This is a genomic window from Bacillus sp. FSL L8-0528 (assembly GCF_038593085.1).
In the GTDB taxonomy this organism is placed as follows: Bacteria; Bacillota; Bacilli; order Bacillales; family Bacillaceae; genus Bacillus; species Bacillus paralicheniformis.
This window is the reverse complement of sequence record NZ_CP151961.1, coordinates 2,033,775-2,047,639: the sequence shown is the minus strand read 5'-3', so window position 1 is coordinate 2,047,639 and position 13,865 is coordinate 2,033,775. Positions and strand designations below refer to the sequence as shown.

The window sequence follows — 13,865 nt, the reverse complement described above, 5'->3', positions numbered from 1 at the left end:
ATATTTTATGAAGAAAAATATGAAGCTTTGTCTGTGTATGATCATGATCTTTGTATTGACGTTGGCCGGCAGCATAGACGGCTTGGCCGCCGGGGAAAAAGGCGGCGGCCTCAAAGAGCAAATCGATCAGCTGTTAAAGACCGAACCTGATTTAAAAGGTGCGCTCGCAGGCATCAGCGTCAGATCCGCGGAAAGCGGGAAAATGATATACGGCCATATGAGCGATACACGGATGAGGCCGGCGTCCAATCTGAAGCTTTTAACGGCAGCAGCTGCCTTTTCCGTCCTGGGCGGGGACTATACCTTTCCCACAGAGGTGATGACAGACGGCGCGCGAGCCGCGGGCACACTCAAAGGCAGCCTTTATATCAAAGGAAAAGGCGATCCGACGCTTTTGAAAGCGGATTTTCAGCAAATGGCCGAAGCACTCCGAAAACAAGGGATCACAGTCATCCGGGGAGACTTGGTCGGCGATGATTCCTGGTATGATGATGTCCGCTACTCTCCAGACCTTTCCTGGAGCGATGAAGACGCATACTACGGAGCGCAGATCTCGGCTTTAACAGCTTCGCCAAACGAAGACTATGATGCCGGAACGGTCATCATCGACGTGAATCCTGACGTCAAAACCGGAAAAAAACCCGTTGTATCGCTTACCCCGCAAACGAACCATGTCAAAATCGAAAACGGTGCCAAGACCGTTGCTGCAGACGGAAAAAAAGATATCACGATTAAAAGGGAACACGGCGGAAATACCATCCAAATCAAAGGGACGATTCCACAAGGCGCTTCAAGGGTCAGACAATGGGTTGCGGTTTGGGAGCCGTCAGAATATGCACTCGATTTATTTAAACAGGCTTTACAGCAACAAGGCATTCGAATCCTGGGAGAGACTAAAACCGGCAAAGCGCCAAAAAAAGCGCGCCGCATCACCGCACATCAATCCATGCCGCTTTCAGAGCTGATGATCCCCTTTATGAAGCTCAGCAACAACGGCCATGGCGAAACACTGATCAAGGAAATGGGAAAAGCCGCGAACCGTGAAGGAAGCTGGGATCAAGGTATGGAAGTGTTGAATAAAGAACTGCAGGGATTTGGAATGGACACAGAAAAGATCGTTCTCAGAGACGGCTCAGGCATCTCGCATATCAATTTGATTTCTGCCGACCAGATCACAAAGCTATTGTATTCCGTTCAAGAGGAGAAGTGGTTTCCGTCGTTTGCCCGTTCACTCCCGGTTGCGGGGGATAGCGACAGAATGGTCGGCGGCACATTAAGAAACCGGTTGAAAGACCCGGCTCTAAAAGGCAAAGTCAGAGCGAAAACAGGTTCTCTTTCAACCGTCAGTACATTGTCGGGCTATATCGATACTGCAAGCGGCAAGACATTGATTTTCTCCATTCTTCTCAATCAGCTCGCGGATGATGAAAAAGGAAAGGATATTGAAGACAAAATCGTTCAAATATTAGCTTCTTCATGACATCTCCCATTGCTGAAGGCAATGGGGTTTTCTTTATTTCATGTTTTGCTGCCGGCCGATTTTGATTTTATAACCCGGTTCTTTTTTATATAACAGATCCCCTCTATTTTGATTTTATTATAATACAGAATCATCAAAAGAAAATAGCTTCAAACAACGGCTGAAATGAGAAAAAACGCGATGTTCAAAGAACTTTCTCAAATTTGTTAACTATTTCACAAAATATGTGATTTTTATCACATTCAAACCTGTTATATTGAACATAAGATATAAATGCAACAACTGTTATATCATTTCAACTTGAAAAGAGGGGGATTTAAATGGAACAATGGAAAGGTTTCACCACAAACGTTTGGCAAAAAGAAGTCAATGTCCGCGATTTTATTCTCTCGAACTTTGAGCCATATCAAGGTGACGAATCGTTTCTCGAACCTCCGACGGAAGCTACATCGGCATTATGGGATCACGTAATGGATTTGACAAAAAAAGAGCGTGAAAACGGAGGCGTCCTTGATATGGACACAGAGATCGTCTCAACGATCACCTCGCACGGTCCCGGCTATTTGGACAAAGACTTGGAAAAAGTCGTCGGCGTTCAAACCGATGAGCCGTTTAAACGGTCGCTTCAGCCTTTCGGCGGCATTCGCATGGCGAAGCAAGCATGTGAATCCTATGGTTTTGAACTGAATGAAGAAGTGGAAAGGATCTTTACCGATTACCGCAAAACCCATAACCAAGGCGTGTTTGACGCGTATACGGACGAAATGAAGCTTGCCCGAAAAGTCGGAATCATTACCGGACTGCCTGATGCTTACGGGCGCGGACGCATCATCGGTGATTACCGGAGAGTGGCGCTTTACGGCGTGGATTTCTTGATCGATGAAAAGAAAAAAGATGCGGCCGGCACCTCTCGGGTGATGTCTGAAGAAAACATCCGCCTTCGTGAAGAACTGTCAGAACAAATCCGGGCATTGAACGAACTTAAAGCGCTTGCAGCAAGTTATGGATTTGACATTTCCGAGCCTGCGGCGAATGCAAGAGAAGCATTTCAATGGCTGTATTTTGCCTATTTGGCTGCCATTAAAGAGCAAAACGGAGCAGCAATGAGCCTTGGCCGCGTGTCCACATTCCTTGATATTTACATCGAAAGAGATTTAAAAACGGGCGCATTAACAGAACAGGAGGCCCAAGAGCTTGTCGACCATTTTGTCATGAAGCTGCGCTTGGTCAAATTTGCGCGCACACCTGACTACAATGAACTGTTCAGCGGCGATCCGACGTGGGTGACAGAATCAATCGGCGGAATAGCGCACGACGGACGCGCACTCGTCACGAAAAACTCGTTCCGTTTCCTGCATACGCTTGACAATTTAGGTCCGGCGCCGGAACCGAATTTAACCGTCCTTTGGTCTGTCAGGCTTCCGCAAAAGTTTAAAAACTACTGTGCCAAAATGTCGATTAAAACGAGCTCGATCCAATACGAAAATGACGATATCATGCGTCCTGAATACGGGGATGACTACGGCATCGCCTGCTGTGTATCGGCAATGGCAATCGGCAAACAAATGCAGTTCTTCGGAGCACGCGCCAACTTGGCGAAAGCGCTTTTATATGCGATCAACGGAGGAAAAGACGAAAAACATAAAATGCAAGTCGGTCCGGAAATGCCTCCGGTTGCTTCCGATGTGCTGGACTATGACGAGGTCATGCATAAATTCGATCAGATGATGGAATGGCTTGCAGGCTTGTACATCAATACGCTCAATGTCATTCACTACATGCATGATAAATATTGCTATGAAAGAATTGAAATGGCGCTGCACGACACGGACATTTTGCGGACGATGGCAACCGGGATCGCCGGCTTGAGCGTTGTGGCCGATTCGTTAAGCGCTATCAAATATGCCAAAGTCAATGTGGTCCGCGATGAAAACGGCATTGCCGTCGATTTTGAAACAGAAGGCGACTTTCCGAAGTACGGAAATAATGATGACCGCGTCGACGCGATCGCCGTTGACATTGTCAAGCGCTTTATGAAAAAACTGCGCAAGCATCAGACATATCGCCAGTCCGTTCATACCATGTCCATTTTAACGATCACGTCAAACGTCGTTTACGGCAAGAAAACCGGAAATACGCCGGATGGACGCCGCGCGGGAGAACCGTTTGCACCAGGCGCGAATCCGATGCACGGCCGCGATACTAAAGGAACGCTTGCATCGCTGTCTTCAGTGGCAAAGCTGCCTTACAGCTATGCGCTCGACGGCATATCCAACACCTTTTCGATCGTCCCGAAAGCGCTTGGCAAAGACGAAGAGAGCCGCGCCGTCAATTTATCAAGCATCCTTGACGGATACGCCGCAAAAACAGGGCATCACTTAAATGTTAACGTATTTAACAGAGAGACATTGCTCGACGCCATGGAACATCCAGAGGAATATCCGCAGTTAACAATTCGCGTCTCAGGCTATGCGGTCAACTTTATTAAGCTGACGAAAGAACAGCAGTTAGACGTCATTAGCCGTACCTTCCATGAATCGATGTAACGAGCAAAAAGCGGAGCGCGGCCAAGGCGCTCCGCCTCCATAAAAAGAGGTGATCTTCATCATGGATGGAAATATTCATTCGATCGAAACATTCGGCACCGTTGACGGTCCGGGCATCAGATATGTCGTCTTTACACAAGGCTGCCTGATGCGCTGTCAATTTTGCCATAATGCTGATACTTGGGAAATCGGAACCGGAAAACAAATGACGGTTTCCGAAATCGTACAGGATGTCCAGCAATATCTCCCGTTTATTCAAGCTTCAGGCGGAGGCATCACCGTTAGCGGAGGCGAGCCGCTTTTACAACTGCCATTTTTAATCGAGCTGTTCAAAGCCTGTAAAAGCCACGGCATACACACGGCACTCGATTCGTCCGGCGGATGCTATTCGGCGGCGCCGGCATTTCAAGAGCAGATCAAAGAGCTGATCCAGTATACAGACCTTGTTTTGCTTGACCTCAAGCATATCAACAGAAAAAAACATATCAACCTGACAGGAATGCCGAATGACCACATATTGGATTTTGCCCGGTTTCTCGCTGATCATCAAGTCCCCGTCTGGATCCGTCATGTACTGGTTCCGGGGATCTCTGATATCGATGCCGATTTAGCAGCCCTCGGCACGTTTATCGGCACGCTGGCGAACGTTCAGAAGGTGGAGGTTCTTCCTTATCACAAACTCGGCGTCTACAAGTGGGAAGCGCTTGGCCTGGATTATCCATTAAAAGGGGTTGAACCGCCAAGTGCCGCCAGGGCCGAAAACGCATACAGACTGCTCACCGCCCACTTGCAAGGCGGAGCCATGCTGCAAGAAACATAAACCCTTTTAACCGGACAGACTTTTTCCAACAAAAAGCTGTCCTTTTTGTCTTACCGCACAACCGTATAAAAAATCCCTTTTTTTACAATAGTAAGATGAGAAAGACGCGCCTGCTGCGGCAGGCCGACAATAAAACAGCAAGGTGGGCGGGAAGCATGTATCATTTGTATTCTCACAACGACTTGGACGGAGTCGGCTGCGGAATTCTCGCAAAGGTGGCTTTTGGCGAACGGGTCGAGGTCCGCTACAATTCGGTCACCGGACTTGATATGCAAGTCGGGCGTTTTTTGGAACGGACAAAAGGAAAAGAAAAACAGCATGAAGGCCTGTTTATTACCGACTTGTCCGTCCATCAAGAAAATGAAGAAAGGCTGGACCAATATGCTGAAGCGGGCGGAAAGGTCAAACTTATCGACCACCATAAAACTGCGCTGCATTTGAATGAACGCTCTTGGGGCATGGTAAAAGTTCAATATGAGGACGGCAGGCTCGCTTCAGCGACTTCTCTTTTTTATGAATACTTAATAGACAACGGCCATATTCAAGAGACAAAAGCGATGGATCAGTTCGTCGAACTCGTACGCCTCTATGATACATGGGAATGGGAACAGACGGACGCACTCGAAGCGAAACGCCTGAATGACTTGTTTTTTATGGTTTCCATCGACGAATTTGAGGAAAAAATGGTCCGGCGCCTTAAAGAAAGCGACGCGTTTTCATTTGATGAATTCGAAGAAAAAATCTTGGATATGGAAGAAGAAAAAATTGAACGGTATATCCGCAGGAAACGGCGGGAAATCGTTCAGACCTTCATCAATGCACACTGCGTCGGCATCGTGCATGCGGAATCCTATCATTCCGAAGTGGGGAACGAACTCGGAAAAACGTATCCGCACCTTGACTATATCGCCATCTTAAATATGGGCGGCAAAAAAGTGAGCCTTCGCACCATCCATGATGAAACAGATGTATCAGAAATCGCCGGCACGTTCGGCGGCGGCGGCCATGCCAAAGCAGCGGGGTGCCCGCTGACAGATGAAGCATTCAAGCTGTATGTGACTGAACCGTTTCCGCTGGAGCCCTTGAGAGCGGATGCCTTTAAAAACGTCTATAATGTAAAAGAGTCGGACAACGGCAGCCTTTATATCAACAGGGACGAAGACCAGTTTTTTCTCTTTCCTGGAGAACACGGCTGGAACATTCAATTAAACGGCGTGACTCAGCATGAGACATTTACTTCATTCGAAGAGGCAGAACGGTTTATTAAAAGAAATTATGCTGCATGGCTCGCAAGGGATGAAGCATTTGTCCAATATTTGATGCAGCAGGTGAAACAGGCGATCCAAACGACAGGCTAAAGACTTCGACAGTCTTGGCCTGTTTTTTCATATACAAAAAAGAACACCTGGCATATAATAACAGAAAGTTCCGATTTTTCCAAAAGGGGAGATGTTCATGAAAGAAAAGAACACAAGCTGCGAAACAACAGAATTTCGGGCCGTGTGGATCGCCACCGTCACAAACATTGACTGGCCTTCGAAAAAAGGGCTGACAATCGAAGAGCAAAAAACAGAGTATGTGAAGCTTTTGGATGATGTGACAGCCATGGGGATGAACGCGGTTGTCGTTCAAATTAAGCCGGCGGCGGATGCGTTTTATCCTTCCGCATACGGGCCGTGGTCGGAATACTTAACAGGCGTTCAAGGAAAAGACCCCGGTTACGATCCGCTGTCATTTTTGCTCGAAGAAACCCACCGGAGAAAGCTTGAATTTCATGCATGGTTCAACCCTTATCGGATCACGATGAATCATACGGATTTAAACAGGCTCTCACAGGATCACCCGGCTAGAATGCACCCCGATTGGGTCGTTGCCTACGGCAGACAGCTGTATTACAATCCCGGCATTCCTGAGGCGCAGGAATTCATTGTCCAAGGCATAGCGGAAGTCGTCAAAAATTACCAAGTCGACGCCGTTCATATGGATGACTATTTTTATCCGTATAAAATTGCAGGCGTCGAATTTCCCGACTTGAGCACGTATGAACAATATGGAAAGGACCGCTTTTCAAATATTGAAGATTGGCGGAGGGACAACGTCAACCAGCTTGTCAAACAGATCAACGCCGCCGTCAAAAAAGAAAGAGCATCGGTCAAATTTGGAATCAGCCCCTTTGGTGTATGGCGAAATATAGCAGATGATCCGACGGGATCGAATACAGCCGCCGGAATGACAAACTATGACGACCTTTATGCTGACACGAGGGAATGGATCAGGCAGGGATACATCGATTACATCGCCCCGCAAATCTACTGGAGCATCGGCTTTGCCCCGGCTTCCTACGACATTTTAGTAGACTGGTGGAAAAATGAAGTCAGCCAACGCCCCGTTCATTTATACATCGGACAAGCAGCCTATAAAATCAATCAAAACTCAGATCCTGCCTGGTCAGACCCTGAAGAATATCCGCGACAGATCGCCTTAAACCGCGACTCAATGGTGATGGGAAGCATCCATTTCAGCCTGAAAGATTTAAACCGGAACCCGCTCGGCATAAAAGACAGGCTGATCCAGGACTTGTACAAAAAACCGGTAGCTATTCCCGGTATGCCTTGGCTTGACAGCGTAAACAGCAAACAGTGAAAACTGATATTTTAGTGATACGGCCGCCGGTAACAGTACCAATCCATTTTGACAATGTTCAAAATGGATTTTTTGTGTTAAAAATCGCATGAATAGAGCACCTTAATAGATAAAAACAAAGAAAGAAAGGTTTACATCAAATGGACATTTTCTTAGCGATTTTACCAGCGATTTTCTGGGGAAGCATTGTGCTCTTTAATGTAAAGCTTGGGGGCGGACCGTACAGCCAGGTGCTCGGTACGACATTCGGCGCTTTAATTTTTTCAATCGGAATCTACTTCGTCGTCCAGCCTGAATTATCCCCCCGTATATTTGCCGTCGGCGTCGTCTCCGGACTATTTTGGGCGCTCGGTCAGACCAATCAGCTGAAAAGCATCAAGTTGATCGGCGTGTCTAAAACGATGCCGATCTCAACAGGACTTCAGCTTGTATCCACTTCTTTGTTCGGCGTGCTTGTTTTTCGCGAGTGGGCGACGACAATCTCGATTGTTCTCGGGATTCTGGCGCTGATTTTCATCATCGTGGGAATCGTGCTGACATCGCTGGAAGACCGCAGCCAAAAATCGGAGGAAAAAACCGGCGACATGAAAAAGGGAATCGTGATTTTGCTGATTTCCACATTCGGCTATCTCGTGTATGTCGTCGTCGTACGGCTTTTCGATGTCAGTGGCTGGGCGGCTCTTTTTCCTCAGGCTATCGGCATGGTAGCCGGTGGCTTGATCTTGACATTCAGGCATAAGCCGTTTAATTTTTACGTCATCAAAAATATCATTCCGGGTTTAATCTGGGCAGCCGGAAACATGTTTTTATTCATTTCCCAGCCGCGGGTCGGCGTAGCGACCAGTTTTTCGCTATCGCAGATGGGAATCGTCATCTCAACGCTCGGCGGCATTATTTTGCTCGGCGAAAAGAAAACGAAGCGGCAGCTGATCGGTATCGCCATCGGCATTATATTAATCGTCGCAGCCGGCGTTTTGCTGGGCATTGCAAAAGCTTAAAGGACGGCTTCTAAAGCCGTCCTTAAGCTTTTTGACAAAATCCCAAAACGATATTTAGTTTTGGGATTTTGTCATCCTTTCAGCGTGATTGAAAACCCTTGCAGTCTAGGAAGACCGAGCATCGGAAGCTGACTTTCACAGGATGTGATGACGGCGGCGTTCAGGCAGGACGCCTGGGCGGTTAGCCGCCGATCCTTCTCCTATTCGTGAGCACCGACGCACAGGCCTGACAACGAATGCGAGGGTTTGTCGACACGCTGAAGGACGGCTTCTAAAGCCGTCCTTTAATATGTGACAATGCCCTTAAGCGGCAGGTGGTCGGAAGCGCTCGGATCAACGGCGACAACTTCAGCCGCTGACACATGAAAAGACCGGCTGAGAAAGATGTAGTCCAAGCGTCGTCTCGGGCGGTGCGAAGGGTAGGTGAACCCCTGTCCGTATTGTCGTTCATCCCACAGGTCGGCCAGTTTTTCCGAGACCTTTGTCCATCCCCGTGAATGAGGCCTCATATTAAAGTCTCCCATGACGATCACAGGCCGATCGCTCTCTTGAACCCTCTCGATTAAAAAATCCGTCTGCTTGCCGTGAAGCCACGGATTCAGACTCAAATGCGTAACAAAGACGCGAAAGAGCCGATCACCGATCCGGACATCAGCCTCAAGAAGAGACCTTCCTTCGATCAGCCCTTTGACAAAGTTGAATGAATGATGCCGTTCTTTCACAATCGGAAAACGCGTTAAGAGGGCGTTCCCGTATTGCCTGTTCACTGAAGAATCACCGGAACTCAATGAAAGGGAGGGGCAGTACGCATAGTGCATGTTCAATTGTTCTGCTAACGAGCCGATTTGGTCTTCGTAATCGCTTCTATTGGAGAAATGCTGATCCACTTCATTAAGACCGACGATGTCGCAGCCGCTCTCGGCGATCACACCGGCTGTTCTCTCTAAATCAACGCGACGGTCCCTTCCTTTTCCATGATGGATATTAAACGTCATGATGCCAAATTTCATAATCAACCCGCCTCTTCTTTAAGCTAAGCATATTGTACCTCCGGAACGATTAAAATATTTCTGCTGTCGGCGGAGCGAGATTAGGTTAAAATGACATTATGATATAAAGAGGAGTGTTCCTTGATGACAAATAGCAGAACGAACCCAAAGGTTGATGAATTTTTAAGCAAAGCCGAGAAGTGGAAGGAAGAGTTTGAGAAGCTGCGTCAAATCGTTCTTGACTGTGAGCTGAACGAAGATTTCAAGTGGAAGCATCCTTGTTATACGTTCGAGAACAAAAACATCGTATTAATCCATGGATTTAAAGAATATTGTGCCCTCTTGTTTCATAAAGGCGCATTGTTAAAGGACCCCAACGGGATTCTCATCCAGCAGACGGAGAATGTACAAGCCGCGCGGCAGATTCGATTCACCAATGTACAAGAAATAGCTGAAATGGAAACCATCTTGAAAGCTTATATAAATGAAGCGATTGAAGTGGAAAAAGCCGGTCTTGAAGTGGATTTTAAAAAGGCTGCGGAATATACGATTCCAGAAGAACTGCAAAAAAAATTCGCAGAAATCCCGGCTTTAAAAACGGCTTTTGAAGAATTGACGCCGGGCAGGCAAAGAGCGTATATTCTTTATTTTTCTAAACCAAAACAATCCAAAACCCGAGAATCGAGGATTGAAAAATATACAAAGCAAATTCTTGATGGAAAGGGATTGAATGACTAGTCTATTTCGCAACTACCGTTTTCATGAGAGAGGCGAATCATAACCATATGACCGAAGAAGCGGTGAATTGATTAGTGAAGGGCCGCTCAATTTTTCGAATGGCACGAGATCCATACCTTGATGATCACCGCTTGATTATATAAAAAGACATTTATATAATGGAGGCAATATACCGGCTGCAAAGCGCCTGAGATTGGAGGGAATGTCATGACCGTACAAACGAAGCTTGATTCGAAAAGCACGGTGAGCTGCATGAAGATATTGAACGATTCGACCCGGCTCTTGATCCTGAAACTGCTTCAGGAGAAACCTTATTGCGTCTGCCAGCTTGTCGATATGTTTGAAACAAGCCAGCCCGCCATAAGCCAGCATTTACGAAAGCTGAAAAGTGCAAATATGATCAAGGAAGAAAGAAGGGAGCAATGGCGCTTTTATTCGCTTCATGACAACTTTCCGGAACGCGAATTGGTCCTTGCCATTCTCAATCAGATCGATGAACACGATGAGGTTCTTCAAACCGTTAAAAGAAAAGAAAGACCCGTTTCGTGCCAATAAAAAAGCAGAGGGAGGACAGTTCCCTCTTTTTCATTTCACTTTTTATATAAGCATTGACTTATATAACGATTTTATTATAAGATGTGTCCGGAGAGGAAACCTATGAAGGAGGCGTACACGCGATGACGACAGTCTTAGCCATTTTGATTTTTCTGCTGACCCTCACGCTTGTCATTTGGCAGCCGAAAAATCTATCCATCGGCTGGTCGGCCTGCGGAGGTGCGGTGCTGGCTTTAATTGCCGGGGTCGTCAATTTTCAGGATGTATTAGATGTGACGGGAATCGTATGGAATGCGACTTTGGCTTTTGTCGCGATCATCATCATCTCCCTGATTCTTGATGAAATCGGATTTTTCGAGTGGGCCGCCCTGCACATGGCCAAGGCAGCGAAAGGAAACGGCATTCGGATGTTCGTCTATGTCTCCCTGCTGGGAGCCATAGTAGCCGCGCTGTTTGCCAATGACGGAGCTGCTTTAATTTTGACGCCGATTGTGCTTGCCATGGTACGCGCGTTACATTTTCAAGAAAAGCTCGTTTTTCCTTTTATTATCGCAAGCGGATTTATCGCGGATACAACATCGCTGCCGCTTGTTGTCAGCAACCTTGTCAATATTGTCTCAGCAGACTTTTTCAACATCGGATTTATCGAATATGCAACAAGAATGATTGTTCCAAACCTGTTTTCGCTTATTGCAAGCATCATCGTGCTTTTTTTGTTTTTCAAAAAAAGCATTCCGCGGCATTATGACATGACAAATGTAAAACAGCCGGCGGAAGCGATTAGAGACAGGAAAATGTTCCGCTTGTCATGGCTCATATTAGCCGTTTTGTTGGCGGGATACTTTATCAGCGAACTGCTCGCAATCCCCGTCTCAATCATCGCAGGCGTGATCGCCGTCATTTTCTTAATTACAGCGAAAAACAGCCCCGCGGTACAAACGAAGAAAGTGCTGAAGGGAGCGCCTTGGGCGATTGTTTTCTTTTCACTAGGAATGTATGTCGTCGTATACGGTTTGAGAAACGCCGGCTTAACAGATATTCTCTCACAGGTCATCCAGACCGTCAGTGATCAAGGGCTGTTTGCCGGAACAATCGGAATGGGCTTTATCGCAGCCACCCTGTCTTCATTGATGAATAATATGCCGACGGTGATGATTGATGCGCTTGCGATTCACAATACCGACACACACGGGATTCTCAGAGAAGCGCTGATTTACGCCAATGTCATCGGCTCTGATCTCGGTCCGAAAATCACGCCGATCGGCTCCCTGGCGACGCTTTTGTGGCTTCACGTCCTTTCACTGAAAGGCGTAAAGATTTCTTGGGGAACCTATTTTAAAACAGGTGTCATTTTGACCATTCCAACCCTGTTCATCACGCTTGCCGGACTTTATGTGTGGCTGCTGATTATCCACTAAACATGATAGGAGACGATGACCAATGTCAAAAAAGACCATCTATTTTTTATGCACAGGCAACTCCTGCCGCAGCCAAATGGCTGAAGGCTGGGCGAAGAAACACCTCGGAGACGAGTGGAACGTCTACAGTGCAGGGATTGAAGTGCACGGTTTAAACCCGAACGCGGTCAAAGCCATGCGAGAAGCAGGCATCGATATTTCTGAGCAGACGTCCGATATCATTGATCCCGATATCTTACACAACGCAGACCTCGTCATTACGCTGTGCGGGGACGCGGCTGATAAATGCCCGATGACACCGCCGCATGTCAAGCGCGAGCATTGGGGTTTTGACGATCCCGCCAAAGCAGAAGGGACAGAAGAAGAAAAATGGGCATTCTTTCAGCGCGTGCGCGATGAAATTGGAGAGCGGATCAAGCGATTTGCGGAGACAGGTGAATAAATACAAAGCTCAAGTATTGTTACTTGAGCTTTGTATTTTTTAGAAACATATAACAACACGTCTGGAATGCATGCGGCCGTTCATGTGAAAATACAGAAATCAATGCACCCGAGGAATGCGGTCACTAAAAACCCCCAGGGCGGGGATTTTTCACTTTAAAAAGAAAAGGTGACCTGACTTAAATGTTACTTGTTTTCTTTACCTAAAACTGCTGGAGAAGCGCATGACATTCTAATGTTTAATTCAGGGTCCATTTTTTGAGTTAATGGTATTGAGCCCGGCTCACGAATAAGAGACAGCAGAGAATCAACCATTTTGTGAGCCAATTGATCGATTGGAACCCCGACGCTCGTCAGCGGGGTTTCAAGGCTTGCCATTTGAGGAATATTATCATAAGAAATTAAAGATAGGTCTTCCGGTATACGGAGCTGTTGTTCTTTTACGGCTCGTAAAATCCCTACACTGATATCGTAGCTTCCGCTAATGATTGCTGTAGGTTTTTTGGTTTGTTGTAATAGTTTTTTCGCAGCAGTGTAACCGTTATACCAGCTTAAACCATTAGTATTTAAAATACTATTTCGACTTAATTTCAAACCGGCTTCCATCATCACCTCTTCAAACCCTTTGCTTTTTTCAATCTGACGCTTGTCGGCAGGGGAGAGGTCGCCGACGTAGCTAATGTTTTTGTGGCCGAGTTGATACAGATACGTAACGGCTTTGTAAATTGCTTTTTTATGATTAACATCGATAATAGGATGTGTATGTTCACCCGACACTCCATAAGATAAGATAGGAATCGTTAATCCCGCATCATCACTAAGCTGAGTTTCGCCGCCTTCTTCAAAAACCATGATCCCATCCACGCGAAAACTCTTGAACAATTCTACTGCCTCTTTAGCTTTGTTAACAGACAAAATCATTGAATAGCTGTTCTTTTCGACCACTTCATTTATTTTTGTAACAAGTGCCGATAAAGCGATTCTTTCAATTGTAGGCCAGACAAGACCGATCGTTTGACTTTTTTTAGATGCCAAGCTTCTCGCTGCAAAATTCGGAGTATACCCTAATTGTTCGGCAACTTGCAAGACCTTTTTCTTTGTATCCGGTTTTACAAGAGGGCTGTTTCTTAAAGCCTTTGAGACTGTTGAATAGCTTACTCCGGCAGCATGGGCGATGTCTTTGATGGTTACAGTCATTTTGGATCCTCCAAAAAATCTTTAAAAATATAATATTGCA

12 protein-coding genes are annotated in these 13,865 nt (G+C 46.5%); 10 read left to right on the top strand and 2 right to left on the bottom strand.

Translation table 11 applies throughout. The features are described 5' to 3' along the window. The first annotated feature begins 7 nt into the window (after positions 1–7). The 6 genes from dacB to MHI30_RS10425 all read left to right on the top strand — a co-directional run bounded on the left by dacB (position 8) and on the right by MHI30_RS10425 (position 8,487). Positions 8–1,480: a D-alanyl-D-alanine carboxypeptidase/D-alanyl-D-alanine-endopeptidase gene (dacB, locus tag MHI30_RS10450; RefSeq protein WP_075754675.1), complete on the top strand. Its 1,473-nt coding sequence runs from the start codon at positions 8–10 to the stop codon at positions 1,478–1,480. 320 nt (positions 1,481–1,800) lie between these two features. Continuing rightward, complete coding sequence (gene pflB, locus MHI30_RS10445) at positions 1,801–4,026, top strand: formate C-acetyltransferase (protein WP_065643156.1); 2,226 nt, start codon at positions 1,801–1,803, stop codon at positions 4,024–4,026. Positions 4,027–4,087: 61 nt separating this feature from the next. Further along, the gene (gene pflA / locus MHI30_RS10440) at positions 4,088–4,846 is read left to right on the top strand and encodes a pyruvate formate-lyase-activating protein (protein ID WP_065643157.1); all 759 of its coding nucleotides are present in this window, start codon (positions 4,088–4,090) and stop codon (positions 4,844–4,846) included. A gap of 155 nt (positions 4,847–5,001) precedes the next feature. After that, positions 5,002–6,204 (top strand): oligoribonuclease, encoded by a 1,203-nt coding sequence (locus MHI30_RS10435; protein ID WP_025810777.1) that lies wholly within the window; start codon positions 5,002–5,004, stop codon positions 6,202–6,204. 91 nt (positions 6,205–6,295) lie between these two features. Further along, a complete protein-coding gene (locus MHI30_RS10430) occupies positions 6,296–7,489 on the top strand; it encodes a family 10 glycosylhydrolase (RefSeq protein WP_237562727.1) in 1,194 nt (397 codons plus the stop codon). A gap of 140 nt (positions 7,490–7,629) precedes the next feature. Next, complete coding sequence (locus MHI30_RS10425) at positions 7,630–8,487, top strand: RhaT/GlcU family sugar-proton symporter (protein WP_020451679.1); 858 nt, start codon at positions 7,630–7,632, stop codon at positions 8,485–8,487. A gap of 284 nt (positions 8,488–8,771) precedes the next feature. Here the strand turns inward: MHI30_RS10425 and MHI30_RS10420 are convergent, their stop codons facing one another. Then, positions 8,772–9,497, bottom strand: coding sequence for an endonuclease/exonuclease/phosphatase family protein (locus MHI30_RS10420; protein ID WP_075754671.1), 726 nt, complete (start codon positions 9,495–9,497; stop codon positions 8,772–8,774). A gap of 123 nt (positions 9,498–9,620) precedes the next feature. Here MHI30_RS10420 and MHI30_RS10415 point away from each other — a divergent pair, with 123 nt between their 5' ends. From MHI30_RS10415 to arsC, 4 genes are all read left to right on the top strand, one after another. Continuing rightward, a complete protein-coding gene (locus tag MHI30_RS10415) occupies positions 9,621–10,214 on the top strand; it encodes a YdeI family protein (protein WP_075754669.1) in 594 nt (197 codons plus the stop codon). A gap of 207 nt (positions 10,215–10,421) precedes the next feature. Beyond that, positions 10,422–10,769, top strand: coding sequence for a metalloregulator ArsR/SmtB family transcription factor (locus MHI30_RS10410; RefSeq protein WP_020451676.1), 348 nt, complete (start codon positions 10,422–10,424; stop codon positions 10,767–10,769). A gap of 122 nt (positions 10,770–10,891) precedes the next feature. After that, positions 10,892–12,187: an arsenic transporter gene (locus MHI30_RS10405; protein WP_075754667.1), complete on the top strand. Its 1,296-nt coding sequence runs from the start codon at positions 10,892–10,894 to the stop codon at positions 12,185–12,187. A 22-nt stretch (positions 12,188–12,209) separates the two neighbouring features. Then, a complete protein-coding gene (arsC, locus tag MHI30_RS10400; RefSeq protein WP_075754665.1) occupies positions 12,210–12,629 on the top strand; it encodes an arsenate reductase (thioredoxin) in 420 nt (139 codons plus the stop codon). A 185-nt stretch (positions 12,630–12,814) separates the two neighbouring features. Here the strand turns inward: arsC and MHI30_RS10395 are convergent, their stop codons facing one another. Beyond that, complete coding sequence (locus MHI30_RS10395) at positions 12,815–13,825, bottom strand: LacI family DNA-binding transcriptional regulator (protein WP_075754663.1); 1,011 nt, start codon at positions 13,823–13,825, stop codon at positions 12,815–12,817. Positions 13,826–13,865 lie beyond the last annotated feature (40 nt).